The organism is Martelella sp. AD-3 (assembly GCF_001578105.1).
In the GTDB taxonomy this organism is placed as follows: Bacteria; Pseudomonadota; Alphaproteobacteria; order Rhizobiales; family Rhizobiaceae; genus Martelella.
The window spans coordinates 2,176,094-2,202,188 of the sequence record NZ_CP014275.1 but is presented as its reverse complement, the minus strand read 5'-3'; the positions used below and the strand labels follow the sequence as shown (position 1 = coordinate 2,202,188).

At 62.2% G+C, this 26,095-nt stretch carries 22 protein-coding genes, 1 pseudogene and 1 riboswitch; of the genes and pseudogenes, 15 read left to right on the top strand and 8 right to left on the bottom strand.

Annotated elements, in window-relative coordinates; translation table 11 throughout:
* The first annotated feature begins 337 nt into the window (after positions 1 to 337).
* The 5 genes from AZF01_RS24475 (at position 338) to AZF01_RS10195 (ending at position 5,787) form a co-directional block, all read left to right on the top strand.
* Entirely contained in the window at positions 338 to 1,678 is a 1,341-nt protein-coding gene (locus tag AZF01_RS24475) for a threonine/serine exporter family protein (RefSeq protein ID WP_024709571.1), read from the top strand.
* Positions 1,679 to 1,768: 90 nt separating this feature from the next.
* A complete protein-coding gene (locus tag AZF01_RS10210) occupies positions 1,769 to 2,293 on the top strand; it encodes a hypothetical protein (RefSeq protein ID WP_024709572.1) in 525 nt (174 codons plus the stop codon).
* A gap of 131 nt (positions 2,294 to 2,424) precedes the next feature.
* Positions 2,425 to 3,432 carry a metalloregulator ArsR/SmtB family transcription factor gene (locus AZF01_RS10205; RefSeq protein WP_024709573.1) on the top strand — a complete coding sequence of 336 codons (1,008 nt, stop codon included), beginning with the start codon at positions 2,425 to 2,427 and terminating at the stop codon, positions 3,430 to 3,432.
* Positions 3,433 to 3,435: 3 nt separating this feature from the next.
* Positions 3,436 to 4,356, top strand: coding sequence for a methylenetetrahydrofolate reductase [NAD(P)H] (metF, locus tag AZF01_RS10200; RefSeq protein WP_024709574.1), 921 nt, complete (start codon positions 3,436 to 3,438; stop codon positions 4,354 to 4,356).
* Positions 4,357 to 4,548: 192 nt separating this feature from the next.
* Positions 4,549 to 5,787, top strand: coding sequence for a tetratricopeptide repeat protein (locus AZF01_RS10195; protein ID WP_024709575.1), 1,239 nt, complete (start codon positions 4,549 to 4,551; stop codon positions 5,785 to 5,787).
* Positions 5,788 to 5,824: 37 nt separating this feature from the next.
* On the opposite strand, the gene AZF01_RS10190 is transcribed toward AZF01_RS10195, so the two are convergent.
* The 4 genes from AZF01_RS10190 to AZF01_RS10175 all read right to left on the bottom strand — a co-directional run bounded on the left by AZF01_RS10190 (position 5,825) and on the right by AZF01_RS10175 (position 9,427).
* Positions 5,825 to 7,708, bottom strand: coding sequence for an ABC-F family ATP-binding cassette domain-containing protein (locus AZF01_RS10190; protein WP_051424141.1), 1,884 nt, complete (start codon positions 7,706 to 7,708; stop codon positions 5,825 to 5,827).
* A 65-nt stretch (positions 7,709 to 7,773) separates the two neighbouring features.
* Positions 7,774 to 8,286, bottom strand: a complete 513-nt coding sequence (locus AZF01_RS10185) for a DinB family protein (RefSeq protein WP_024709577.1) — start codon at positions 8,284 to 8,286, stop codon at positions 7,774 to 7,776.
* 109 nt (positions 8,287 to 8,395) lie between these two features.
* Positions 8,396 to 8,749: a ribbon-helix-helix domain-containing protein gene (locus AZF01_RS10180; protein ID WP_024709578.1), complete on the bottom strand. Its 354-nt coding sequence runs from the start codon at positions 8,747 to 8,749 to the stop codon at positions 8,396 to 8,398.
* Positions 8,750 to 8,857: 108 nt separating this feature from the next.
* Positions 8,858 to 9,427 (bottom strand): DJ-1/PfpI family protein, encoded by a 570-nt coding sequence (locus tag AZF01_RS10175; RefSeq protein ID WP_024709579.1) that lies wholly within the window; start codon positions 9,425 to 9,427, stop codon positions 8,858 to 8,860.
* 152 nt (positions 9,428 to 9,579) lie between these two features.
* Here AZF01_RS10175 and AZF01_RS10170 point away from each other — a divergent pair, with 152 nt between their 5' ends.
* Together AZF01_RS10170 and ndk are read left to right on the top strand one after the other, a co-directional pair.
* Positions 9,580 to 10,248 carry a glutathione S-transferase family protein gene (locus tag AZF01_RS10170; protein ID WP_024709580.1) on the top strand — a complete coding sequence of 223 codons (669 nt, stop codon included), beginning with the start codon at positions 9,580 to 9,582 and terminating at the stop codon, positions 10,246 to 10,248.
* A gap of 113 nt (positions 10,249 to 10,361) precedes the next feature.
* Complete coding sequence (gene ndk / locus AZF01_RS10165) at positions 10,362 to 10,784, top strand: nucleoside-diphosphate kinase (RefSeq protein WP_024709581.1); 423 nt, start codon at positions 10,362 to 10,364, stop codon at positions 10,782 to 10,784.
* A gap of 71 nt (positions 10,785 to 10,855) precedes the next feature.
* Here ndk and poxB read toward each other — a convergent pair whose 3' ends face one another.
* Positions 10,856 to 12,577: a ubiquinone-dependent pyruvate dehydrogenase gene (gene poxB / locus AZF01_RS10160; protein ID WP_024709582.1), complete on the bottom strand. Its 1,722-nt coding sequence runs from the start codon at positions 12,575 to 12,577 to the stop codon at positions 10,856 to 10,858.
* Positions 12,578 to 12,801: 224 nt separating this feature from the next.
* The gene (locus tag AZF01_RS10155; protein ID WP_024709583.1) at positions 12,802 to 13,155 is read right to left on the bottom strand and encodes a hypothetical protein; all 354 of its coding nucleotides are present in this window, start codon (positions 13,153 to 13,155) and stop codon (positions 12,802 to 12,804) included.
* 78 nt (positions 13,156 to 13,233) lie between these two features.
* On the opposite strand from AZF01_RS10155, the gene AZF01_RS10150 reads away from it, so the two are divergent.
* Entirely contained in the window at positions 13,234 to 13,662 is a 429-nt protein-coding gene (locus AZF01_RS10150) for a CoA-binding protein (protein WP_024709584.1), read from the top strand.
* Positions 13,663 to 13,669: 7 nt separating this feature from the next.
* On the opposite strand, the gene AZF01_RS10145 is transcribed toward AZF01_RS10150, so the two are convergent.
* Positions 13,670 to 14,056 carry a DUF6455 family protein gene (locus AZF01_RS10145; RefSeq protein ID WP_024709585.1) on the bottom strand — a complete coding sequence of 129 codons (387 nt, stop codon included), beginning with the start codon at positions 14,054 to 14,056 and terminating at the stop codon, positions 13,670 to 13,672.
* Between the two features lie 123 nt (positions 14,057 to 14,179).
* On the opposite strand from AZF01_RS10145, the gene AZF01_RS10140 reads away from it, so the two are divergent.
* Entirely contained in the window at positions 14,180 to 15,463 is a 1,284-nt protein-coding gene (locus AZF01_RS10140) for an O-acetylhomoserine aminocarboxypropyltransferase (protein WP_024709586.1), read from the top strand.
* Between the two features lie 95 nt (positions 15,464 to 15,558).
* Here AZF01_RS10140 and AZF01_RS10135 read toward each other — a convergent pair whose 3' ends face one another.
* Positions 15,559 to 16,782: a diguanylate cyclase gene (locus AZF01_RS10135; RefSeq protein ID WP_210180158.1), complete on the bottom strand. Its 1,224-nt coding sequence runs from the start codon at positions 16,780 to 16,782 to the stop codon at positions 15,559 to 15,561.
* 251 nt (positions 16,783 to 17,033) lie between these two features.
* Between AZF01_RS10135 and clpP the strand changes: the two genes are divergently transcribed.
* From clpP to AZF01_RS10105, 6 genes and pseudogenes are all read left to right on the top strand, one after another.
* The gene (gene clpP / locus AZF01_RS10130; RefSeq protein WP_024709588.1) at positions 17,034 to 17,660 is read left to right on the top strand and encodes an ATP-dependent Clp endopeptidase proteolytic subunit ClpP; all 627 of its coding nucleotides are present in this window, start codon (positions 17,034 to 17,036) and stop codon (positions 17,658 to 17,660) included.
* A 346-nt stretch (positions 17,661 to 18,006) separates the two neighbouring features.
* Entirely contained in the window at positions 18,007 to 19,284 is a 1,278-nt protein-coding gene (clpX, locus tag AZF01_RS10125) for an ATP-dependent Clp protease ATP-binding subunit ClpX (RefSeq protein WP_024709589.1), read from the top strand.
* A 241-nt stretch (positions 19,285 to 19,525) separates the two neighbouring features.
* Positions 19,526 to 21,875, top strand: a pseudogene (gene lon, locus AZF01_RS10120) (endopeptidase La); the annotation flags it as partial.
* A 191-nt stretch (positions 21,876 to 22,066) separates the two neighbouring features.
* Positions 22,067 to 22,429, top strand: a complete 363-nt coding sequence (locus AZF01_RS10115; protein WP_256389217.1) for an HU family DNA-binding protein — start codon at positions 22,067 to 22,069, stop codon at positions 22,427 to 22,429.
* Between the two features lie 174 nt (positions 22,430 to 22,603).
* A riboswitch (FMN riboswitch) is annotated at positions 22,604 to 22,754 on the top strand.
* A 94-nt stretch (positions 22,755 to 22,848) separates the two neighbouring features.
* Complete coding sequence (locus AZF01_RS10110; protein WP_036238046.1) at positions 22,849 to 23,730, top strand: DMT family transporter; 882 nt, start codon at positions 22,849 to 22,851, stop codon at positions 23,728 to 23,730.
* Between the two features lie 95 nt (positions 23,731 to 23,825).
* Positions 23,826 to 26,024 (top strand): esterase-like activity of phytase family protein, encoded by a 2,199-nt coding sequence (locus tag AZF01_RS10105; RefSeq protein ID WP_024709592.1) that lies wholly within the window; start codon positions 23,826 to 23,828, stop codon positions 26,022 to 26,024.
* Positions 26,025 to 26,095 lie beyond the last annotated feature (71 nt).

Genomic DNA, 26,095 nt, shown 5'->3' with positions numbered 1-26,095 from the left:
AATATAGGCAAGCATAGCATGTTGTAAAAAATTCATAAACGGGCAAAAACCTGCGTTTTCTTTTAAAAAATCGTCACATAACTGTCGTAAAACTGTCATAAACAAGTTCCTGTCCCGACAGTACTTGCGAATTCTGCGTTCCTCGGTCAGTCCTTGCTGACCCCATTTTCACTTCGGCGCGTATTGGCTAGGATCGCGAGGCCGGCGCGCGCGGCCTGCTTGACATAGAGCAAGGCGAATGCGCGCGCGCCGTCTAGTTTCGCCGCCGGCCTGCCGACGAGGCGAAGCCCGCAACTTGATCCCGTTCCCAAACGCCGCATGCGCGACAGGAGAGGCAATGACTGAAACAGGCTCACCGGCCGACGAGATCCGCGAAGGCGCACATGACGACGGGGTTTCGGAGCTTCTGTTCCGGCAGAGAACGTTGGAAAAGGTTGCCCTCGTCGCGCTGGAGGCCGGGCGCATCCTGATGGAGACCGGGGCGAAGTCCGCCGTCGTGCGCGAGGGCGTCAAGAAGGTGGCGCTCGGCCTGGGCGTCAAGAGCGCCGATATCCGCGTCGGTTTTGCCTCGATCTCGACGACTGTCGGCGACGGTGTCTGCTCATCGACGCACATGATCGGGGTCGGCCATCACGGCGTCAACATGCGCATCAACCACCGGGTTCGCGAAATCTGCGCCGAAACGGGCAGGGGCGGGCTGACGGCTGATGCGGTGGAGAAGAAGCTGGCGGCAGCGACCACGGCCACGCCGAAGCATCACAAGTTGCTGAACGTCTTTGCCGCCGGGCTGGCCTGCGCCGCATTCGGAAGGCTGCTGGGCGCCGATGCGCCGGCCTTCGTCACGACGCTGATCGCCAGCATGATCGGCCAGTACATCCGGCTGCTGCTGCTGGAGCGGCATTACAACGCCTTCGTCGTTACCGCCACGGTCGCCTTTGCCGCCGCCGTTCTGTCGGGCATCGGGGCCATGGCCATGGGCAGCGCCATGATCGACACCTCGATGAGCGCCGCCGTGCTGATGCTGGTGCCGGGCGTGCCATCGATGAACGCGCAAACGGACATCATGGAGGGTTTTCCGACGCTCGGCAGCGCCCGCTTCGTCACCGTGGCGATGATCCTCGTCTTTATTACTCTGGGCGTCGGCGCGGCGCATATCGTGCTGGGCGGCGGTCTGCAGGATGCGGTGAAATCGGCACCCAACATCGCCCACCACGCCTTTTTCGGGGCGGTTGCCGCTGCCGGGTTCGGCGTGCTGTTCAATTTCGGCTACCGCAATCTCGGCTGGGCCGCGCTTGCCGGCGCGCTTGCGCTGGCGGTGAGAACCTATTGCATGCTGCACGGCTGGCCGCTGGAAGCCGCATCCTTTGCCGCCGCCATGGCCGTCGCGCTGGTCGTGGAGCTCTCCTACAACACGCCCTTTCCGGTCCGCCGCGTCGGCAATGCCATCGCCGTTGCCGGCTGCATTCCGATGGTGCCGGGCAGCGCTGCCGCCCAATGGATCATCGGTCTTCTGGAAATCACCGTCCAGCCGCTCGAGAAATCCGACATGATGCTGGCGGCGACCACCAGTGCCGGTCTGCAGGTGATCTTCACCGTCGGCGCGATCGGCGCGGGCCTCACCATGGTTTCCTCCACCTTTCGCCGGCCGGAGTTCCCGACCCGCGACCACGAGGACTGACGATCAACTTCAGGTGGATTCCGCGGCGCAAAGGCTCTATGGATTTCACCGAGTTCCGGCAAGCATTCCGCTTTCTGTAAAGGGCAAGACGTGACGCACATCCTTGCTATCGGAGGGATAGTCCTGTGCCTGCTGCTGTTTGTGTCAGCGGTGCTGGCCTTCTTTCGCCTGTGGACATGGTCGGCCGGGATCGTCGCTCTGCCGGCCCTGCCTCTTCAGCTTCTGGGGTTCACCGGCACGTGCACCCAAGGGGCCGACGGGCCGTTCGTGACCGGCGCCGTTTTGTCGTCGCCGTTTCTGGCAGGCGCCATCTGCCTGGTCCTCTGGGGCATGGCCAAGGGCGTCGTGAGCCCGAGCGGGGCGATTGTCACCCTGGCTGTGGCTGCGGTCATGCTTTTCCTGACGCGGCAGGCCTGGCTGGGCGCAGTTGTCAGCGGCACGCCTTGCGGAACCGGCTACGGCGCGCGCCATTGGCAGGGGCAGGTTCTCGTTCTCGGCGGCTATCTCGTCTTGCCGGCTATTCTGCTTGCCTGTTCCTGCCGGGCCGCCGTGCGGGGCGCGAAGGGAAAGGGCTCTCGTCGCGTCGGGACGAGCGGAACGAACTGTCCCGAATGAGCAGGCCGCCCTGAATGCGCGCCTTCAGGCCACAACAGCACCCGCTTCGCTCTTATCCGTCGCACCCAGACTTGCATTCGGTCTATTTTCGATATAAACATATCTTTATATCTTGATGAAGGCGAGGCGAAATGACGAAGCTCGATCTCGACGATCTGGTTGATGTCCTGAAAGCTGTGGGCGAGCCCACGCGGCTCAGGCTGATTGCGCTTCTGGCGGCGGGTGACCTGACGGTTTCCGACCTGACGGACATTCTCGGACAGTCCCAGCCGCGCATTTCCCGCCATCTGAAGCTTCTTGGAGAAGCCGGACTGATCGACCGCTACCAGGAAGGCGCGTGGGCCTATTTCCGGCTGAAGGAGGAGGGGGCGCCTGCCCGCCTCGTACGCGAAATCCTGAAGAACGCCTCGGAAGGCGATTCGGCGCTCAGCCGAGACGCCGCCCGTCTTGCCGCGGTCAAGCAGGCGCGCTCGGAGAAGGCGCTTGCCTATTTTGCCCAACACGCCGGTGAATGGGACGAAATGCGCCGCCTGCACATCTCCGAGGCGGAGATCGAGGAATGCCTTGTCAGGCTGATCGGCGCGAAACGCGTCGAAAGCGTTCTCGACCTTGGCACCGGCACGGGCCGCATGCTCTTACTGCTGAAAGATCTCTATCGCCGTGCCGTCGGGATCGACGCCAGCCGTGACATGCTGGCCGTCGCGCGTGCCAATCTGGATGCCGAGGGGGTGACGAAGGCGGCGGTGCGTCTCGGCGATATCCTGAACCTGCCGCTTGAGAACGAGGATTTTGATCTGGTGATCATCCACCAGGTCCTCCACTTCCTTGAACATCCCGAACGCGCGATCGCCGAGGCCGCGCGGGTGATGCGGCCGGGCGGACGGCTTGTCGTCATCGATTTTGCCCCGCACGATCTTGAATATCTGCGTGCCGACCATGCCCATCTCAGGCTCGGTTTTTCCCACCAGGCGATGTCCGACTGGATGAAAGCGGCGGGCCTCGATGTCGAGAACGTCGTCGATCTTCCCTTTTCCGGCGCCGCGGGGCGCTCGCTCACCGTCACCGTCTGGCTCGGGCGCGACCGTCGGATCCTGATGGCTGCGGAAGAAGCCGAAACACAGTATGCGAGGAATGTCTGAACCATGTCCGAAAGCACAGAGACGCGCGGCCGCAAGCGCGCGATCGACTTTTCATTCGAGTTCTTTCCGCCGAAGACCGCCGAGGCCGAAGCCGGCTGGTGGCGGTCTGTGGAAGAGCTCGCGGCCTATGAACCCGGCTTCGTATCGGTGACCTACGGCGCGGGCGCGACGAGCCAGGCGCCGACCTATGCGGCGGTGAAGCGTCTTGTCGACGAGACCCGGCTTCAGACGGCCTCGCACCTGACGGTGGTGAAGGCCGGCAAGGGGGAGGTGGACGACGTGATCCGGCGCTTCCGCGATGCCGGCATCCGCCGCTTCGTGGCGCTGAGGGGCGACCCGCCGGGCGGTATCGGCACGGCCTACAGCCCGCATCCGGGCGGCTATGCCAATGCGGCAGCGCTCGTCTCGGCGCTGAAGGCGATCGACGATTTCGATATCTCGGTTTCCGCCTATCCGGAAAAGCACCCCGAAAGCGCCGACCGCGCGGCCGATGTTGCCATGCTGAAAGCCAAGGCCGAAAACGGGGCCGACCGTGCGCTGACGCAGTTCTTCTTCGACAATGACGTGTTCGAGGATTATCTGAACGACGTGCGCCGCGCCGGCATCGTCATTCCCGTCGTGCCTGGCATCATGCCGATCCAGAACCTTGCCCAGCTGAAACGGTTCGCCGCCATGTGCGGAGCAAGCGTGCCGGCCTTTGTCGAGCGGCGGTTCGAGGGGCTCGATGACGATCCGGACGGGCGCTTCGAGGCGGCGGCCGACCTTGCCGCCGAACAGGTGCAGGACCTCGTCGCCCGCGGCATCGCCGACTTTCATTTCTACACCATGAACAAGTCGAAGCTGATGACCGCCGTTCTGGATCGCCTCGGAATCAAGCCCGGCGACACGCTGTCCGACGCCGTGCCGGAGCGCATGCGCGCCTGACCGGAGATAACAGGTAAATACAAGAATATAGATGTTATATTCAGGTGAAAATAATATAAATCGGGCGTGTTTATTTAATATATTATTTTGTTATTCTGCTGCGGTGGTTACTGTGGAGGCTGCCGCGCGAAGATGGATTTTCAAAGCAATCTGATTACCGGAACGCCTTCTGCTGTATCCGTGAGATCGCAATTGTCGTCGTTCTGGGAAGGCTATAACCGCGCCTATCACTATGCCAATTATGGCGAGGCGCTGGCGTTCGCACGCGCCGCCGCCGGCGTCCAGCCGGACAATCCCGTGATCTGGTCGAACATCGCGGTCTGCCATCTGCGGCTCGGAGCGTTTGATGATGCGATTGAGGCTGCCGAGCGATCATTGTCGTTCGATCCCCGGCACTTCGTGGCTTTCGATGCCCTCTCCCACGCCTGGGGAGAGAAGAAGGACGACCGGAAGACCGGCGAATATGGCCGCCGGGCGCTGGAACTCCGGGACGAGATATTCGGATGCGCGCCGCCGGAGGACCGTCCCGCCGTCCGGCAGCCGCCGCCGTCTGCGGCAACGCGCGAGCGCAACGTCATCGCATTCTCGCTATACGGCGACCGGCCGCGCTATTGTGAAACGGCGGTGATGAATGCGCGGGCGCGCGAAAGCGTCTATCCCGACTGGACATGCCGCTTCTACGTCGACAAGTCGGTGCCCGGGGTCACCATCGGGCAATTGAGAGAGGCAGGCGCCGAGGTCATCTTTGCCGATCAGAGAATGAGACGCTGGCCCGGACCGATGTGGCGCTTTGCGGCGCTTGACGAAAACGGGGCGCACCGCGTGATTTTCCGCGACGCGGATTCCCTGATCAGCGCGCGAGAAGCCGAGACCGTCAGGGAGTGGGTGGAAAGCGGCCGTCAGTTTCACGGCATTCGCGACTGGTTCACCCATACCGAATTGCTTCTGGCGGGGCTGTGGGGCGCGACAGTCGGCGCCCTGCCGCCGATGCGCCTTCTGGTCAGCCGCTTCCTGCAGGCGCCGCTCAACTCGCGCCATTTTGCCGACCAGCATTTCCTGCGGCAGTTCGTCTGGCCCTATGCGCGCAGGGATATCCTGCAGCATGACCGACTGTTCGGCTTCATGAGCCCGCGGCCTTTGCCGGGTGCCGATGATCTGACTACCCACCATATCGGCGCCAATCTGTCCAGCGGCGGCATCAGCCGGCGCGTCGATCTCGCAGACGGTGTCGCCGTACGCTGGGAATTGCGCGAGACTCTACCGACGCCTGAGGGCGAAGCGCCCGGCTACCGCGTCGTTTGCAGCTATTCCACGGTCGTGCAGAACGGCATGCTGATCGAGCACCTGCCGAAACCCTGGCTGGATCGCATGGCGAAGGACATACGCATTGTCTTCTTTCATCCCAAGACAGGTCAGCCGTCGGGTCCGTAGCCGAAGGCCGCGGCTGTCTTGCCGGAGCGACTGGGGCTCAGTCGGCCATGGCCTCTTCATACTGGGCGGAGAGCGAAAGCCATTCTTCCTCGATCTTGGCAAGCTCCGCCGCGGCGTTGGCGCGGGCCTGGATCATGACCTTGGCCTTTTCCGGCGCCTTTTCATAAAGCTTGGGGTCGGCAAGGTCGGCGTCGAGCCTGGCGATGATCTGTTCGATCTTCGCCGTCTTCTTCTCGGCCGTATCAATCTTCTTCTTCAACGGCGCAAGGGCGGCGCGGCGTTCGGCGGCACTCTTGCGCTGGACGGACTTCGAGCGCGCCTCGGCATTCGGCGCTTCAGCCTTCTGCGCCTTCCTGCCGCCGGAGACGATCAGGTCGCGGTAATCCTCCAGATCGCCGTCATAGGCCTTGACCGTGCCGTCATGGACCAGCCACAGCCGGTCGACGGTCGCCTCGATCAGGTGCCGGTCATGCGAGATCAGGATCACCGCGCCGGGATAGTCGTTCAGCGCACGCACGAGCGCATTGCGGCTGTCGATGTCGAGGTGGTTGGTCGGCTCGTCGAGGATCAGCAGGTTCGGCGCGTGGAAGGCGGCCAGCCCCATCAGGAGCCGCGCCTTTTCGCCGCCGGAAAGATCACGCGCCGGCGTATCCATCTTTTCCGTCGCAAGACCCATCTGGGCCACGCGGGCGCGCACTTTCGGCTCGGTTGCCGTCGGCATCAGCTTGCGCACATGCGCAACAGCGCTTTCGTCCGGCACGAGATCGTCGATCTGGTGCTGAGCGAAAAAGCCGGTGGAAAGATGCGGCGCGCGTTTCAGCGTGCCCGATTCCGGCTCCAGCCGGCCGGAGATGAACTTGGCGAAGGTCGACTTGCCGTTGCCGTTGGCGCCGAGCAGCGCGATCCGGTCGTCATTGTCGATCCTGAGATTGATGTCCTTGAGAATCGGCTGGCCGGGCGTGTAGCCGACCGCCCCATCCTCGATGGCGATGATCGGGGAGGCGGGCTGCTTTTCCGGTTCCGGAAAGGAGAAGCCCTGGACGTGATCCTCGATCACGGCGGCAACCGTGCCCATCCTCTCCAGCGCCTTGATGCGGCTTTGCGCCTGGCGGGCCTTCGAGGCCTTGGCCTTGAACCGGTCGATGAAGCTCTGCAGGTGCTTGCGCTGCGCCTCGTTCTTGGCGCGGGCCTTCATCTGCAACTCGTCGGCTTCCGCCTTCTGCCGCTCGAACTGGTCGTAGGAGCCGCGGTAGAAGGTCAGCTTTCTCTGGTCGAGATGGATGATCGCGTTGGCCGCCGTGTTCAGGAGGTCGCGGTCGTGCGAAATGATGATGACACTGTAAGGGTAGCGGCGAATATAGTCTTCGAGCCACAGCGTGCCCTCAAGGTCCAGATAGTTTGTCGGCTCGTCGAGGAGCAGCAGGTCGGGCTCGGAGAAGAGCACTGCCGCAAGCGCGACGCGCATCCGCCAGCCCCCGGAAAACGACGATGCCGGACGCTTCTGCGCCGCCTCGTCAAAGCCGAGGCCGGAGAGGATGCTGGCGGCGCGGGCTTCCGCCGAATGGGCATCGATATCGACCAGCCGCGTCTGGATCTCGGCGATGCGGTGCGCGTCGGTCGCGGTTTCGGCCTCCGCCATCAGTGCCGCTCGCTCCTTGTCGGCGGCAAGGACGATGTCGATCAGCGGGTCTTCCGTGCCCGGCGCCTCCTGCGCCACCTGGCCGATGCGCGCCTTCTTCGGCAGCGACACCGTGCCGGTCTCGGGCGAAAGCGCGCCGGTGAGGACGCGGAAGAGCGTTGACTTGCCGGCGCCATTGCGGCCGACCAGCCCCGCCTTCATCCCATCGGGAATGGAGACGGAAGCGTTTTCGATGAGCAGGCGTCCGGCAATGCGGACGGAAAGGTCGGATATCGAGATCATGGCAGCGGTTGTGTCTGAAACGCCCGCGTTTGGCAAGACGGAGAACCGCTGCGGCGCCGCGAAATTCAGGCGAACCGACGACCGTCTTCGCTTCTGAGGAAATAGAGGAGGTCGATTGCCGGCGACGGCCGGCCGAGCATGGTCAGCATGGCGTGGACCTGGCCGCGGTGATGGGTCTGGTGGTTGAAGAAATGCGCGAGCGTCGTCTGATAACGGTCGGTATAATCTTTCGGCGGCGTGCCGCGCGTATACGAAAACGTCCCCTCAAGCCGGACCGCATCCATGCCGTCGACGAAAGCGATGATCCTTAGGTCTTCCCTTTCGCGGTCGTCCCTGAGCGCGGCGAAATCGTCGTGCAGGATCGTATCGAGTTTGACCGGGCCTGTATCGGCGCCCGCAAAACGGGTCATCCAGATCCGGTCGGCATAGAGCACATGGTTCAGTGTGGCATGGACGGAGCGGAAGAAGGCGCCCAGATCGCGCTTGCGCTCGTCGTCGGAAAGTTCCGCGGCCTCCTCATAAACGAAGGCGTTGGCCCAAGCATTATAGGCGGCGAACATGCGGTAGTGCTGCAACATGGGTCTCTCTTGCGTGGCAATGAACGGGTGCGCCGATCATAAGACAAGCGCCGCCTTTCGCCTCATGAAAACATGCGATGGCGGATATCAGCCGGCCTGATGGACCGTATCAGGCCACGGCGCGGCCGCGCTCCTTTTCCCGCTTCAGGATCGAAAGCGCGTCGAGCTTGCCGATCGGCAGGCCGCCCGGAATGTCGCCGGAAAGCTGCAGTGCCAGATAGCGCCCGCAGCAGACCCTCAGAAACGAAGTGAAATTGCCGCTGTCATGGCCGGCCTCGAGAGCCTCGTGATAGAGTTTCGCAATCAGCTGCGTGGTGGCAAGGCCATCGCGTCCGCCGATCTCGGCAAGCGCGTTCCAGAAGAAATTCTCGAGCCTGACGCTCGTCACCATGCCGTCGATGCGGATCGAGCGCGTCGTGCTTTCCCAAAGCGTTGGGTCAGCCTCGATGAACAGTCTGCACATGATCTCCTCCCTTTTCCGGACGCATTATAGTGCGTTTCCAGGAAAAGCTGAACAGTGCTCCGGCCCGGCGCAGGCTCAAGGGAGAGCGCCGAGCCGGGCCTTGGCGTCTCAGGCGTCGAGCAGCTTCATGAACTGCGAAAGCCATGCCGGATGGGCGGGCCACGCCGGCGCGGTGACGAGATTGCCGTCGGTCACGGCATCGGTGACGGCGATATCGGCGTAAGCGCCGCCGGCAAGCCGCACTTCCGGAGCGCAGGCCGGGTAGGCCGAGCATTGCCGGCCCTTCAGCACATCGGCGGCGGCAAGGATCTGCGCGCCGTGGCAGATCGCGGCGACCGGCTTGTTTTCGGCAAAGAAGTGCTTCACGATCGCGAGCACCCGCTCATCGAGCCGCAGATATTCCGGCGCCCGCCCGCCCGGGATCACCAGCGCGTCATAGGCGGCCGGATCGGCCGTCTCGAAATCCGCCGTCAGGGCGAAGCGGTGACCGGGCTTTTCCGAATAGGTCTGGTCGCCCTCGAAATCGTGGATCGCCGTCGGGACGGTATCGCCGGCCTTCTTGCCCGGGCAGACCGCGTCCACCGTGTGGCCGACGGCAAGCAGGGTCTGGAACGGCACCATGGTCTCGTAGTCCTCGGTGAAGTCGCCGGTGATCATCAGAATTTTCTTCGCTGCCATTCTGTCCTCCTCAAAAATGACGAGGCTCAATTCTAGCAGCAATGGTCCGCGCACTGGTATTAAGGATATACTACGCCGGCGGCAATCGCGCGCCGGTCTTGAAACTTTTCGCAGCGCAGCACATTCTGTTCTCTGACATAAGGAGTCATGCCATGAGCCGAGTACTCTATTCGCTTTGCGGCGCCGATGGCTCGGCGCCCTTTTCGCCGCATTGCTGGAAGGTCGTCCTGGCGCTGAAACACAAAGGCCTGGATTTCGAGGAGAAGCCGGTCGGCTTCACCGAGATTGCCAAGCTGGAGAACGGGTTCTCCAGGACCGTGCCGATTTTGCGGGATGGCGATCAGCTGATTGCCGACAGTTTCGCAATCGCTATCTATCTGGAGCAGACCTACCCGGACCGGCCCTCGCTGTTTTCGGGCGAGGGCGGGCTTGCCATGGCGCGTTTTGTCGAAGCCTGGTCGCAGGCCACGCTGCATCCGGCGGTGACGCGCATTGCGGTAAAGCACATTCATGACATGCTGGGGCCGGTCGATCAGGCCTATTTCCGCGAAAGCCGCGAGGCGCGCCTCGGCGCCACGCTGGAAGAGGTGGTCACGGGCCGCGAGGCGGAGATCGCCGCCTTTCCCGAAAAATGCGCGCCGCTCCGCAACATGCTGAAATTTCAGCCTTTCATTGGCGGAAACGAACCGCTCTTCTGTGACTATATCGTCTTCGGCGCGTTCCAGTGGGCGGCGCTCACCGGAAATACCGGGTTGCTCGACCCCAATGATCCCGTGGCGAACTGGTTCGAGCGCTGCCTCGAATTCACGCAGAAAGGCTGAGATTGCCCGTCCTTTCGGCGGATTCCGCTGCCGGATACGCTTCCATTTTGCTTCAAACACCTCTATACACCGGCCGAATTTCCCGAAACGAAATTTGCCAGAGGACGAATGATATGGCGATTGAACGCACTTTTTCGATGATCAAGCCGGATGCCACCAAGCGCAACCTGACCGGCGCCATCACCAAGGTTTTCGAGGAAAACGGCCTGCGCGTCGTCGCCTCCAAGCGCGTGTGGATGGCAAAGCGCGATGCCGAAGCCTTCTATGCCGAGCACAAGGAGCGTCCGTTCTTCGGTGAGCTCGTCGAGTTCATGTGTTCCGGCCCGACCGTCGTTCAGGTTCTCGAAGGCGAAAACGCCGTCCTGAAGAACCGCGAGATCATGGGCGCGACCAACCCGGAAAAGGCCGACGAAGGCACGATCCGCAAGACTTTCGCGCTGTCCATGGGCGAAAATTCGGTTCACGGTTCCGATGCTCCGGAAACCGCGGCGCGTGAAATCGCCTTCTGGTTCTCCGAAACCGAGATCGTCGGCTGAGGCCGATTGGTCTTGCCGGATGCTTTCAAAGCCCGCCAGACCGGCGGGCTTTCTCTTTTCCTTGAATGATCTCAGCGCAGGTTTGTCTTCGTCAGCTGCACCAGTTCGTCGCCGCGGCCGTTGAGGATCGCGCGCATCATGTAGAGGCTGAAGCCCTTGGCCTGTTCCATGGTGATTTGCGGGGGCATGGCGAGTTCCTGTTTCGCCGTCATCACATCCACCAGCACGGGACCGGGCGTCTCGAGCGCCTCGTCGAGGGCGGCGGGCAGCGCCTTGGCGTCCTCCACCTTGATGCCCTTCATGCCGGCGGCCTCGGCAATGCGGGCAAAATCGGGGCTGCTGAGATCGGTTGAGTCGGAGATATAGCCGCCGGCCTTCATCTCCATGGCGACGAAGCCAAGCGAGCGGTTGTGGAAGACCACGATCTTGATCGGCAGGTTCAGCTGCGTGACCGACAGGACATCACCCATCAGCATGGAAAAGCCGCCATCGCCGCACATGGCAATGACCTGCCGGTCCGGATCGATCGCCTGGGCGCCGATTGCCTGCGACAGCGCATTGGCCATGGAACCGTGCGAGAAGGAGCCGATCAGCCGGCGCTTGCCGTTCATGCCGACATAGCGGGCGGCCCAGACTGTCGGCGTGCCGACATCACAGGTAAAGATCGCGTCGTCCGTTGCCTTTTCGCTGAGCAGTTTCGCGAGATATTGCGGGTGAATATTGCCCTTGGCGCTTCTCTCCGAGGCAAGGGAGTCCAGCGCCTCGCGGGCCTTTCTGTAGTGCTTGACGGCATTGTCGAGGAACTTGCTGCTCCGGTCTTTCTTCAGCTTCGGCAGCAGCGCGCGGATTGTGGAGCCAACGTCACCAAGAATGCCGAGATCGACTTGCGTATGCGCGCCGAGCGCCTCCGCGCGGGTGTCGATCTGCGCGATCTGCGCCTCTTCGGGATAGAAGGCGCGATAGGGAAAGGCGGAGCCAAGAATGAGCAGCGTATCGGCTGATTCCATCGCGTGGTAACCTGATGAAAAGCCGATCAGCCCCGTCATGCCGACATCGTAGGGGTTGTCATACTCGATGAATTCCTTGCCGCGCATGGCGTGCACCATGGGCGATTGCAGCGCCTCGGCAAGGGCCAGCACGTCGGCGCGCGCGCCAGCGCAGCCGGCGCCGCACAGAAGCGTGATATTGCTGCCGTTGTTCAGCAGTTCGGCGAGCCTGTCGATCTCCGCCTCGGGCGGCGTCATGGCCGGTTCGACCGGCGCATTCCAGCGGATTGCCGTATCGCCCGGCATGTCCTTCAGCGCGACGTCGCCCGGCAGGACGATGACGGCGACGCCCTTCTTCGCGATTGCCGTGCGCATGGCGACTTCGAGCACATAGGGCATCTGTTCAGGCGAGGAGATCAATTCGCAGTAGACGCTGCATTCGCGGAACAGTTCCTGCGGATGGGTCTCCTGGAAATAACCGCTGCCGATCTCGGAGGACGGGATATGGGCGGCGATCGCAAGGACGGGAACATGGCTGCGGTTGCAATCATAAAGGCCGTTGATCAGATGCAGGTTGCCGGGGCCGCAGGAACCGGCGCAGACCGCCAGTTCGCCGGTAAGATGCGCCTCCGCGCCGGCGGCGAAGGCGGCTGCCTCCTCGTGGCGGGTGCCCATCCACTCAAGCGTCTTCAGCCGGCCGATACTGTCACTGAGGCCATTCAGCGAATCGCCGGTCACGCCCCAGATGCGTTTCACCCCTGCCGCGCCGAGATAGCGGGCAATGTAATGTGCGATGCTTTCTGCCATGGATAGCTCTTTTCCTTGCCTGGCGTCCTGGAGGAACCGGCAGCGGGCGCCTGCATCTGCCGGAACGATCATCCGGCTCCGCGCATGACGAAGCTTGAGAAAAGACCATCGGAGATCAGCAAAAGCTTAACAACCGATCGACGGGAGGTGAAGCCCTGGCGTCGTTTTTCCGACAGAGCCCGGCTACTGGAGTCTGGGCCTGAAGCGCTGATCAGGCGAAACGTTCAGTTGTCATTGTCACAATAGAACATGTCAAAGCCGAGCGTGTCGCATTCCGGCGGGCCGGGCCTGCAGGAGAGCGTCGGGCAACCCTTGGTGTCCCTGGTCGGCACGACCCGCTGCACGGCATGCCCGCCCTGGCCGAAACAGATGGTCGGGCTGTCGACGTAGCGGTCATAGAGGATGCGGCCGCTGCCGCTCGGCGACGGATAACGCAGGATGGCGGCGCCCTCGCGGTCGAGAATGCCGTGGACCTGATTGCAGGTCATGTCCTGAATGTCGTACCGATTGATCGGCTCCTGCGCCGTTGCGGAACCGGCCGCTGCCAGGAGCATTGCTGTTGCGAGAAAAAGCTTCATGATCTACCCAATGCCCGTGTCGGGGCTCCTCCATGCTCGTGCACCACGACTTTATACCATAAGGAGAATTTCAACGCCATGACGCAACCTGCGGAAAAAGATGCACAAATTCGTGACATCCTGCGCTCGGTCAAACGTATCGCGCTTGTCGGCGCATCGCCGAAACCGGAACGCCCGAGCCATCGGGTGATGGGGTTCCTGCTGTCGAAGGGTTACGCGGTGGTGCCGGTCAATCCCGGGCTTGCGGGAAAAGAAATTCATGGCGAGACCGTTTACGAAAGTCTTGCCGCCATCCCCGGCGCCATCGACATGGTCGATATCTTTCGGGCATCCGAATATGTCGGCGGCGTGGTGGACGAGGCGCTGGCGCTCGATCCGCTGCCCGGGGTGATCTGGATGCAACTCGACATCGTCGACGAGGAAGCGGCTCAAAGAGCGAGGGCGAGGGGACTTGACGTCGTGATGGACCGGTGCCCGGCGATCGAATATCCGCGGCTGATCGGCTGAGGCCGGCTCAGCCCTCGAAGCGCAGCAGGTCGGGATCGGCGCGCATCTCGCTCAGGATCTCGGCGTTCTCGCAATATTCGCGGAAATGGCGGTCTGCCATGCTGCAGGCCAGATCATCGCGGCAGCGCTCTTTCGCGCGGCAGCCCGCGCAATTGGCCTGCATGCCGTAATAAAGGCGGCGATACTGGAATTCCGCCTCCACAGGATCGATGTTGAGCGCCTTCATCATTTCGCTCATTTCGCTGGCGTCGCGCGGCTCGGCCGTGGCAATGTCCTCTTCGGCGATCCGCTGGAGAAAAGCCAGGAGGGCGGCCTCCTCGCCTTCGAAATGGGCGGCGTCGCGCCAATCGGCATAACGGTCGCCGGCGCGATTGTCCTCAGTCAGAACGTCCATTGCGATGCTCCTATTGGTCGACAGCGATATTGACGTTTGTATAAAAGGCGACATTGATCTTGATCAAAACAGGACCGGCCGGAAGATCTATGGACGGTCCGCAAAACAGGGAAGGAATACTTGATGGACAACAGAGAACCGGGCTTTTCGACGCTGTCGATCCACGCCGGAGCGGCGCCCGACACCGCGACCAATGCGCGGGCGACGCCGATCTACCAGACCACCTCATACGTCTTCAACAGCTCCGATCATGCCGCTGCGCTGTTCGGGCTGAAGGAATTCGGCAATATCTACACGCGCATCATGAACCCCACCACGGCGGTTCTGGAAGAGCGCGTGGCCGCGCTTGAGGGCGGCGCGGCGGCGCTCGCGGTTGCCTCGGGCCATTCCGCGCAGCTTCTGACCTTCCACATGCTGATGCAGCCGGGCGACAATTTCGTCGCAGCGCGCCGGCTTTATGGCGGTTCGATCAACCAGTTCGGCCATGCCTTCGAGAATTTCGGCTGGGCGGTGCGCTGGGCGGACAGCGGCGATATCGACAGTTTCGCCGCCCAGATCGACGATCGCACCAAGGCCGTCTATATCGAAAGCCTGGCAAACCCGGGCGGCACCTTTGTTGACATTGCCGCGATCGCCAAGGTCGCCCACGATCACGGCCTGCCGCTGATCGTCGACAACACGATGGCGACGCCCTATCTGGTTCGTCCAATTGAACACGGCGCCGATATCGTCGTTCATTCGCTGACGAAATTCCTCGGCGGCCACGGCAATTCCATGGGCGGCATCCTCGTTGACGGCGGCACTTTCGACTGGTCGAAGTCCGGTCGCTACCCGATGCTGAGCGCGCCGCGCGCCGAATATAACGGCATCGTACTGCATGAGGCTTTCGGCAGCATGGCCTTCGCGCTTGGCGCGCGCGTTCTGAGCCTGCGCGATCTCGGACCGGCGATCTCGCCGTTCAACGCCTTCATGATCGCGACCGGGATCGAGACCCTGCCGCTGCGCATGCAGCGTCATTGCGACAACGCGCTCGCGGTCGCCAAGTGGCTGGAACAGTCGGACAAGGTGGCCTGGGTCGGCTATCCGGGGCTTGAAGGCGATGAAAACCACGCCCTGCAGCAGCGCTATTCGCCGAAGGGCGCCGGCGCCGTCTTCACCTTTGGTCTCAAGGGCGGTTACGAGGCCGGCAAGACCTTTGTCGAGGGCCTTGAACTGTTCTCGCACCTGGCCAATATCGGCGATACCAAGTCACTGGTTATCCACCCTGCATCCACAACCCATGCACAGCTTACGCCGGAACAGCAGGTTGCCGCCGGCGCCGGGCCGGACGTGGTGCGCCTTTCGGTGGGCATCGAGGATCTTGCTGATATCATTGCGGATCTCGAGCAGGCCTTCGCCAGGATCTGACGGACGGACGAAGCCGGAGACGGTACCGAGGGCGGGCGATCCACAGGGTCGCCCGTTTTTTGTTCCGGTTTATCCACAGGACCGCGCGGAAGCCGTCACGCCGGAAGCCGGTCCGCCGGCGCCGGCGTCTCTTCGGGCCCGTAGGCAATGATGCGGTCGCGACCGCCGTTCTTGGCCTCGTAGAGCGCCCGGTCGGATTGCGAGAGCATTCTCTCCAGGTTGAAGCCGGCCCCCGGCTGAACCGCGATGCCGATGCTGACGGTCAGCGGCGGCGAACCGGCAGCCTGGCGTTGACCGGCATCGGCGAGCCGGCCCCGGATCCGCTCGGCAAGGCCGGTCGCCGCGCGAACATTGTCGACCTTCAGAAAGACGGCGAACTCCTCGCCTCCGGTCCGGCCGAAGATATGCATCCGACCCACCTCTTCCTCGACGGTCTGCGTGAAGACGACGAGCGCGACGTCTCCGGCGCTGTGCCCGTAGCGGTCATTGACCCATTTGAAATGATCGATGTCGATGGCCAGATAGGCGAAAAGGTCGGAGGGCGCGGCGGTTTTCAGACGTTCGCCGATCCTCTCGAAAAATCCCCGGCGGTTGAAAACGCCGGTAAGAGGATCATGGAATGCGAGTTTCCTCAGGTGGAACTCGTATTTTTCGACCGACAGCCAGACGGCCAGGCAGATCTTCGCCGAAAACAGCACGAAGCCCGCGACCAGCGTGATCGACGTCAGCGTGCCCTGATGCAGAACGGCCGGTTTTTCCAAGACATAGAAGACTGCGACGGCGAGAGCCGACAGGGCTTCGAGCAGGAAAACCGCCGGAATGGCCAGATGGAAGCGCACCTCCTCGAATGCAGCATCGCGGGAAAGGAAGTGCAGGACATAGACGGCGATGGCGATGACGGCGAGACAATAGCTGGCGACGGCGGCGACGGGTCCGAACGCAGACAGGCTGAAGAGGACGAAGGCGACGAACCAGAGGCAGACGCAAAGCGCCGTGAAGCGGAGCGGCCGGTCCTCGCCGTAAAGGGAGAGCAGGCCTGCCGCCGACAGCGCTTCGGCGCTGACAAGCGCGGCAACCGGCAATGCAAGCAAAAGCCGTGCGTTCGGGGCGACATAGGTCAGGCCCAGAAGCCCGAGCCCCATCAGGGCAAGCGCTGCCGACCAGAGCAGGATGAACAGTCGGTCCCTGTTGCGCAGCCAGAGCGGCAAAAGCAGGATGGAGAGCAGAATGCAGTCCGCCGCCCAGGCAAGAACGGCCGTCAGATTATAGTGCAAAGCCGAAGACCGCTCCCCGAATTCAACAACACGGTGCGGGTTCATACCCGTCCTGCCGCGGAGGCACCACATTTCGCCGTGGACCATTTTTGAAGTTAAACGATTTAAATCTCGACTCCGAGAGCTTCCCGGCTTTGCTTCCGGGCCAAATCCTGCGCCGCGGCAGGCAAGCCGCCGCCAACTGCGGCCCGGTGACGCAATCCATCTCTTGAAGTGACCGGGTCTGGCACTCTATGTAGGAGAGTAATGAAAGATTCGATTGAAAACGGCTCCGATCAGCCGGCCGAAGGACAGACATGACAAATCCCGTAGATACCGCGATGGCGCTTGTGCCCATGGTTGTCGAGCAGACCAATCGCGGCGAACGTTCCTATGACATCTATTCCCGCCTGCTCAAGGAGCGGATCATCTTCCTGACCGGTCCGGTCGAGGATCACCTGGCGTCCCTGATCTGCGCCCAGCTCCTTTTTCTCGAGGCGGAAAACCCGAAGAAGGAAATCGCGCTCTACATCAATTCGCCCGGCGGCGTGGTGACCGCCGGCATGGCGATCTACGACACGATGCAGTTCATCCGCCCGGCGGTTTCGACGCTGTGCATCGGCCAGGCGGCCTCGATGGGCTCGCTCCTGCTGGCCGCCGGCGAAAAGGGCATGCGCTTTGCCACGCCGAATGCGCGGGTCATGGTGCACCAGCCCTCCGGCGGTTTCCAGGGGCAGGCATCCGATATCGAACGCCACGCCCGCGATATCCTGAAGATGAAGCGCCGCCTCAACGAAGTCTATGTCCGCCATTGCGGCCAGACTTACGAAGAGGTTGAAAAGACGCTCGATCGTGACCATTTCATGGATGCCGGCGAGGCGATGGACTGGGGCCTGATCGACAAGGTCATGACATCGCGCAGCGAAATCGAGGGCGGCAACTGATCCTCAGCCAGGAATCCGACGTATCGGTTATCGAGCGGCGCGCTCGCGCGTCGGGCGACGGAAGGCTTTCGGCGTGGCAGGGAACCGGATGCCATTGAAGGCGATTCGGGATCACGATTGCGTTTTTTGGCTTTAAACCGGTGCTGAAGCCGTTAATAGTATGGAAAACCGGAGATGTTATCCCGGTTTTTGGAGTTATGGCGTTGTTTCGCGTTTGCGCCTGTTGCCTTGTAAATCTGCCGCGTCGTTTTGTTGCCCTGATGTTTTGAAAGCATTTGGACGTGCGGCGGAAGCGAAAATATGAGGCCGTTCACATGAAGGAACGGCTGACTGGAAGGAAGTGATAATGAGCAAAGTCGGCGGTAACAATGGCGGTGACTCGAAGAACACGCTCTATTGTTCCTTTTGCGGCAAGAGTCAGCACGAAGTCCGCAAGCTGATCGCTGGCCCGACCGTATTCATCTGCGATGAATGCGTTGAGTTGTGCATGGACATCATCCGCGAGGAAAACAAGACCTCGATGGTGAAGTCGAGCGACGGCGTGCCGACGCCGCAGGAAATCATGGGCGTTCTGGACGAGTACGTGATCGGCCAGAGCCATGCGAAACGTATTCTCTCGGTGGCGGTGCATAACCACTACAAGCGTCTGTCGCACGCCTCCAAGAGTTCCGACATCGAACTGTCGAAGTCGAACATCCTGCTGGTCGGCCCGACCGGCTGCGGCAAGACATATCTTGCCCAGACGCTGGCCCGCATCATCGACGTGCCCTTCACCATGGCGGACGCGACGACGCTGACGGAAGCCGGCTATGTCGGCGAGGATGTCGAGAACATCATTCTGAAGCTGCTGCAATCGGCCGACTACAATGTCGAGCGCGCCCAGCGCGGCATTGTCTACATCGATGAGGTCGACAAGATTTCGCGCAAGTCCGACAATCCTTCGATCACCCGCGACGTTTCGGGCGAGGGCGTTCAGCAGGCATTGCTGAAGATCATGGAAGGCACGGTTGCCTCCGTGCCGCCGCAGGGCGGCCGCAAGCATCCGCAGCAGGAATTTCTGCAGGTCGATACGACCAATATCCTGTTCCTGTGCGGCGGCGCCTTTGCCGGCCTCGACAAGGTGATCTCCGCGCGCGGCGAACGCACGTCGATCGGCTTCGGCGCTTCGGTGAAGGCGGCCGACGACCGCAAGGTGGGCGACGTGCTGCGTGACCTGGAGCCGGAGGACCTGGTCAAGTTCGGGCTTATCCCCGAATTCATCGGTCGCCTGCCGGTGATAGCGACGCTGGAGGATCTTGACGAGGAAGCCCTGGTGCAGATCCTGACGGCGCCGAAGAATGCGCTTGTGAAGCAGTATCAGCGTCTCTTCGAGATGGAAGACGTCGAGCTGACCTTCCACGAGGACGCGCTGATGGCCATTGCCCGCAAGGCGATCGACCGCAAGACCGGCGCGCGCGGACTGCGCTCGATCATGGAGAAGATCCTGCTCGACACCATGTTCGAACTGCCGGCGATGAAGGGCGTACGCGAGGTTGTGATTTCGGACGAGGTGGTTTCGGGCACCTCCCAGCCGCTTTACATCTACACCAACCGTTCCGACGACAAGGCGAACGCTTCGGCATAGGCCTGGCGTCGGGCAGGCATGATTGGGAAGGCAGGGCAGGGTCCCTGCCTTCGTCGTTTCTGGCGGCGAACCTGATCCAACGCCTGTCCCGGCCCGTTGTTCCTTCGAAAACGGGGCAAAGGTTGAAATCGGCCTTTCAAAGCGCCACTTGTTCCGCAACAATTGAAAAGAACGCTCGGACTGTCTCCCAGCAGTCCGTCAATGCCCGGTTAACCGCCGGGCTGCCTGAAAGGAAAAAGACATGACGCAGAACGCGCCTGCAGCGGAAAATGCTGCGTTCCCGGTGTTGCCGTTGCGTGACATTGTGGTTTTCCCCCACATGATCGTTCCCCTCTTCGTCGGTCGCGAGAAGTCCATCCGCGCCCTGGAAGAGGTGATGAATGCCGACCGCCAGATCATGCTGGTCACCCAGGTCAACGCCAGCGATGACGACCCTGAACCCGATGCGCTCTATCGCATCGGCACCATCGCCAATGTGCTGCAGCTGCTGAAGCTGCCCGACGGAACCGTCAAGGTTCTGGTCGAGGGCAAGGCGCGTGCGGCCATCGGCGATGTGCGCCTGGAGAACGACTTCTACGAGGCCAATGCCGAGATGCTCGGCGAGCCGGAAGAAGATGCCGTCGAGATCGAGGCGCTGGCCCGCTCGGTGGTTTCCGAGTTCGAGAACTACGTGAAGCTCAACAAGAAGGTCTCCCCCGAGGTTGTCGGCGCGGCCGGCCAGATCGAGGACTACTCGAAGCTTGCCGATACGGTTGCCTCGCATCTGGCGATCAAGCTGACCGAGAAGCAGGAAATGCTGGAAACCACCAGCGTCAAGGGACGCCTGGAAAAGGCGCTCGGCTTCATGGAAGGCGAGATCTCCGTCCTGCAGGTCGAAAAGCGGATCCGCACCCGCGTCAAGCGGCAGATGGAGAAGACCCAGCGCGAATACTACCTGAATGAGCAGATGAAGGCCATTCAGAAGGAACTCGGCGAGGGCGAGGACGGCCGCGACGAGATGGCCGAGCTCGAAGAGCGCATCAAGAAGACGAAGTTCACCAAGGAAGCCCGCGAAAAGGCTGAAGGTGAGATGAAGAAGCTCCGCAATATGAGCCCGATGTCGGCGGAAGCGACCGTGGTGCGCAATTATCTCGACTGGCTCACTGGCCTGCCGTGGAATACCAAGTCGAAGATCAAGCGCGACCTGAAGCTTGCCGAGAAGGTGCTCGAAGAGGATCATTTCGGCCTCGAAAAGGTCAAGGAACGCGTCGTCGAGTACCTCGCGGTGCAGGCGCGCGCCAAGAAGCTGAAGGGCCCGATCCTCTGCCTCGTCGGTCCGCCCGGCGTCGGCAAGACCTCGCTTGCCCAGTCGATCGCCAAGGCGACGGGCCGTGAATATGTGCGCATGGCGCTCGGCGGCGTTCGCGATGAGAGCGAGATCCGCGGTCACCGCCGCACCTATATCGGCTCCATGCCCGGCAAGATCGTCCAGTCGATGAAGAAGGTCGGCAAGAACAATCCGCTCTTCCTGCTCGACGAGATCGACAAGATGGGCGCCGATTTCCGCGGCGATCCGTCCTCGGCCCTGCTCGAGGTGCTGGACCCGGAACAGAACTCGACCTTCATGGATCATTACCTGGAAGTCGAATATGACCTGTCCAACGTGATGTTCATCACCACGGCGAACACGCTCGACATTCCGGGCCCGCTGATGGACCGCATGGAGATCATCCGCATTGCCGGCTACACCGAGCAGGAGAAGCTGGAAATCGCCCGGCGCCACCTGCTGCCGAAGGCGATCCGCGAGCATGCGCTGAAGCCGGAGGAGTTCTCCGTCGATGATGCCGCGCTGACGCGGACGATCCAGCAGTACACCCGCGAGGCGGGCGTGCGCAGCCTCGAACGCGAGCTGATGAAGCTTGCACGCAAGGCCGTGACCGAGATCGTCAAGGGCGACAAGACCGCCGTCCATATCACGGCCGACAACCTCGAGGACTATCTCGGCGTGCAGCGCTTCCGCCACGGCGAGGCGGAAGGCGACGATCAGGTCGGCGTGGTCACGGGTCTTGCCTGGACGGAGGTCGGCGGCGAGCTTCTGACGATCGAAGGCGTGATGATGCCCGGCAAGGGCCGCATGACGGTGACGGGCAATCTGCGCGACGTCATGAAGGAGTCGATTTCGGCGGCGGCATCCTATGTCCGCTCGCGCGCTGTCGACTTCGGCATCAAGCCGCCTATGTTCGACAAGAATGACATTCACGTCCATGTCCCGGAGGGCGCGACGCCCAAGGACGGACCGTCGGCGGGCGTCGCCATGGCCACCGCGATCGTCTCGGTGATGACCGGTATTCCGGTCAACAAGAACGTGGCGATGACGGGCGAGATCACGCTGCGCGGACGTGTTCTGCCCATCGGCGGGTTGAAGGAAAAACTGCTTGCGGCCTTGAGGGGCGGCATCACCAAGGTGCTGATCCCGGAAGAGAATGCCAAGGACCTTCCGGAGATTCCGGACAACGTCAAGAACGGCCTGGAGATCGTGCCCGTGTCGCGCATGGGCGAGGTCCTGCAGCATGCCCTCCTGGAGATGCCGCAGCCGATCGAGTGGGACCCGGAGACCGATCCGGTGTCCATGTCCGCCGATGAATCGGACTCCGAATCGAACAAGACCGTGGCGCATTAAGGCCGAAATATCGCCACTTTTCAGGGGCTCCTGTGGAAAAGGGGTCCCTGAGGTCGCGCTTTGGCCGGCCTTTTCCGTACAAATTGCCCCAAGCCTATTGCAATTCCTTGAAACGCAGGGCTTTTGAATGTCAGCGGGTGTCGGTCAAAGCGTCGCCGGGGCCCGAGAAACAAGAGATCCGTTTCGAACCATTTGAGAAAGGGTGGAAACATGAACAAGAGTGAACTCGTAGCATCCGTTGCCGAAAAGGCCGGTCTGTCCAAAACCGATGCCGCTTCTGCTGTCGACGCCGTATTCGACGCCGTGCAGGGCGAACTGAAGAACGGCGGCGAAGTGCGCCTGGCCGGCTTCGGCGCCTTTACCGTTTCGCACAGCGCCGCGCGCAAGGGCCGTAACCCGTCGACGGGCGCCGAGGTCGATATTCCGGCGCGCAACGTTCCGAAGTTCACGGCCGGCAAGGGTCTCAAGGAAGCTTGCAACTCTTAAGCATCCGCCGTCTTCTGACAGGCTGTTGACCCGGAGCGTTACGCTCCGGGTTTTTTGTTGTCTGTATTGTTGACGAACAGTTACCAAGCCGGCTCTCAGATAAGACTTGCCGGACCCCCTGCAGTTCATTACATCTGAGCCGACAAATCGCCGCAGCGAGCAGGGCTTTCTGCGGCACATTCTCGGGGCGGGGCGAGATTCCCCACCGGCGGTATGCGTTTCGGCGCGAGCCCGCGAGCGCCTTTCCGGACATTGCCGGAAAGGGTCAGCAGATCCGGTGCGAAACCGGAGCCGACGGTCAAAGTCCGGAAGGAAGAGAATGCAGGCTGACGCGAGTCCGGTTTTTGCCGATGGCCCGCGGCGACCATGCGTCGTCCCGCATTCGATGCGCCTTGAGCGCTGTGAAGGATCGAGACCGTATGGGCAAGGCAATCTATCGTTCTCCAGCATTGACCGGCGCATTCTGGATGGTGCTTGCCGGCGTGGTGTACGCGGCAGGCAATGTGCTGATCCAGCAGTTGACCATGAAGATGGGCTTTGCGTCCTCCTCCGTCGCCTTCTGGCAGTATGGCATCGCCCTGCTGTTCGCCATTCCCTATCTGTGGCGCACGGGGCTTGCAGTCATGCGCACTGCCTATCCCGGTCAGCACATAGTGCGTGTGGCGCTTTCCGCGCTCGGCGTTCAGGCCTGGGTCTTCGGCCTCCAGTCCGTTCCCATCAGCCAGGCGATCGCCCTGGTGATGACGTCGCCGTTTTTCATCATCGTCGGCGCCAGGCTGTTTCTGGGCGAGCGAGTCGGGCCGTCGCGCTGGCTTGCGACCGCTGTCGGTTTCTCCGGCGCGCTGCTCATCCTTCAGCCCTGGTCGGCAAGCTTCACCTGGGCGGCGCTTCTGCCGGTGCTCTCCGCGCTGCTCTGGGGCGGCACGTCGCTGATCACCAAGAAACTGACGGCGCATGAGAGACCGGAATCGATCACCGTCTGGCTGCTGATGCTGCTGACGCCGATCAACGCCCTGGTCGCGCTCGGCGGCGGGTTCGCCGTGCCGGCGGGCGACGCGATCTGGATCATGCTTGCGCTCGGCCTGATGACGGTGCTGGCGCAGTATTTCCTGACGCTCGCCTATTCCAGCGCGGACGCGGCCTATGTCCAGCCCTTCGATGATCTGAAACTGCCGCTGAACGTGCTTGGCGGCTGGCTGGTCTTCGGCTATGCGCCCGACACGTTGTTCTGGGTCGGCGGCGTCATGATCCTCGCCGCATCGCTCTCGATCATGCTGATTGAGCGCGGGCGGGAGCGCTGAGACAAATCTGTCACGCGGGCGTCATCAAGACGTTATCGTCCTGTCACGCGCGTGACGCACAACCCTCCGGTATTTCACGCCCAGGAGGGAAACCCATGAAACTGCGCCTTTCCGGTGCGGCGCTTACCGCCGCGCTTCTCGCATCAGCCGCCATTCCGGCATCCGCCGATCAGGTGTTCAACCGCATCGCCGTTTTCGCCGTCAACGAAAACCTTCCGGCCGACATGGACGCCATGAGCGCCACGTCCGCGGAGATCATCACCGCGACCGAAGACGGCAACATGCTCGTCTATTCCGACAGTCCGCTCGGCGCCGTCGGCTTCATCGACATTGCCGACCCGCGCGCGCCGAAGGCCGCGGGCACCATCAAGCTTGAGGGCGAGCCGACCTCGGTTGCCGTTTCCGGCGCAAAGGCCTTTGTCGGCGTCAACACGTCGGAAAGCTTCACGTCGCCTTCCGGCTTCCTCGGCGTCATCGATATTGCATCGAAGACCCTTGAAGCGCAGTGCGATCTCGGCGGCCAGCCCGATTCGGTTGCCGTGTCTCCCGATGGCTCGATCGTTGCCGTCGCCATCGAAAACGAGCGCGATGAGGACCTGAACGACGGCGAAATTCCGCAGATGCCTGCCGGCGACCTGGTGATCATCTCGCTGAAGGACGGTGTTGCCGATTGCGCCACGACCAGGCATGTCGCCATGGCCGGCTTCGATGAGATGACGGCGCCGAGCGATCCGGAACCGGAATTCATCGACATCAACGACGACAATGAGATCGTCGTCACCATGCAGGAAAACAACGGTATCGCTGTCGTTGACGGCAATACCGGCGCGGTGAAGACCCACTTCTCCGCCGGCACGGTCGACCTGACCGGCATCGACACCGAAAAGGATGGCAAGCTCGATTTCACCGGTTCGCTGACCGCCGTTCCGCGCGAGCCCGACACGGTGAAGTGGCTCGACAATGACCGCTTCGTCATCGCCAATGAGGGCGACTACAAGGGCGGTTCGCGCGGCTTCTCGATCTTCTCCGATACCGGTGAACTGCTGCATGAGGCCGGCGCTTCCTTCGAGCGCGCCGTAGCCTCCATCGGTCACTTCCCGGACAAGCGCGCCGGCAAGAAGGGCGTCGAGCCGGAAGGCCTGATCGTTGGCCAGTATGGCGATACCAACTACCTCTTCGTCATGTCCGAGCGCGGTTCTGTCGTCGGCGTCTATAATGACAATGTCCAGGATGCGCCCGAACTGGTCCAGCTTCTGCCGTCCGGCATCGGTCCGGAAAGCGGCGTCGCCATTCCCGCCCGCAACCTGCTGGTCACCGCCAATGAGGAAGACCTCGGCCCCGACGGCGGCGTGCGCGCCCATGTGATGCTCTACGCCTATGAAGAGGGCGAGGCGGACTATCCGCAGATCGCTTCCGATGTTTCCCGCGATCCGCTGATCGGCTTCGGCGCGCTCTCCGGCCTTGCCGCCGATCCAGCGGACGCCTCGAAGCTCTATGCCGTCAATGACAGCTTCTATTCGGGCCAGCCCTCGGTCTTCATCATCGACGCTTCGAAGAAGCCGGCGCTGATCACCGACGCGATCCGCGTTACCCGCAATGGCGAGCCTGCCGAAAAGCTCGATCTCGAAGGCGTTGCCGTCGACGGCAATGGCGGTTTCTGGCTGGCGTCTGAAGGCAATCCGGACAAGGACGTGCCGCACGCGGTTCTCCACATCGACGGTACGGGCGAGATCACCGAAACCATCGACCTGCCGGAAGAGCTGCTGGCGAGCCAGACCCGCTTCGGCATGGAAGGCATCACCACGGTGGGCGAGGGCGATGACCTGACGCTGTGGATGGCCGTTCAGCGCGAATGGGCCGATGACGCCAAGGGCTTCGTCAAGCTTCTGGCCTACACGCCGGCAACGGGCGAATGGGGCGCCGTCTCCTATCCCCTGGAAACGCCGGAAAAGGGCTGGATGGGTCTTTCGGAAATCACAGCCAATGGCGAGAACGTCTATATCGTCGAGCGTGACAACCAGATCGGCGCGGCCGCAAGGGTCAAGAAGCTCTTCAAGGTATCGCTTGCCGACATGAAGCCGGCCGCGATCGGCTCGGAGCTTCCCGTTGTCGAAAAGCAGGAAGTCATCGACCTTCTGCCGCTGATGAAGTCGGCCACCAACGGCTATGTCGTCGACAAGATCGAGGGCTTCACCATCGCCGCCGACGGCACGGCCTATGCCGTGACCGACAATGACGGCGTGGACGACAGCTCCGGCGAGACGCTGTTCTTCACGGTTCCGATGAACATGTAATGAGACAAAGGCCGGCGCGATGCCGGCCGGGCTCTTGCAGAAAGGCCGCAGTGCGAAAGCGCTGCGGCCTT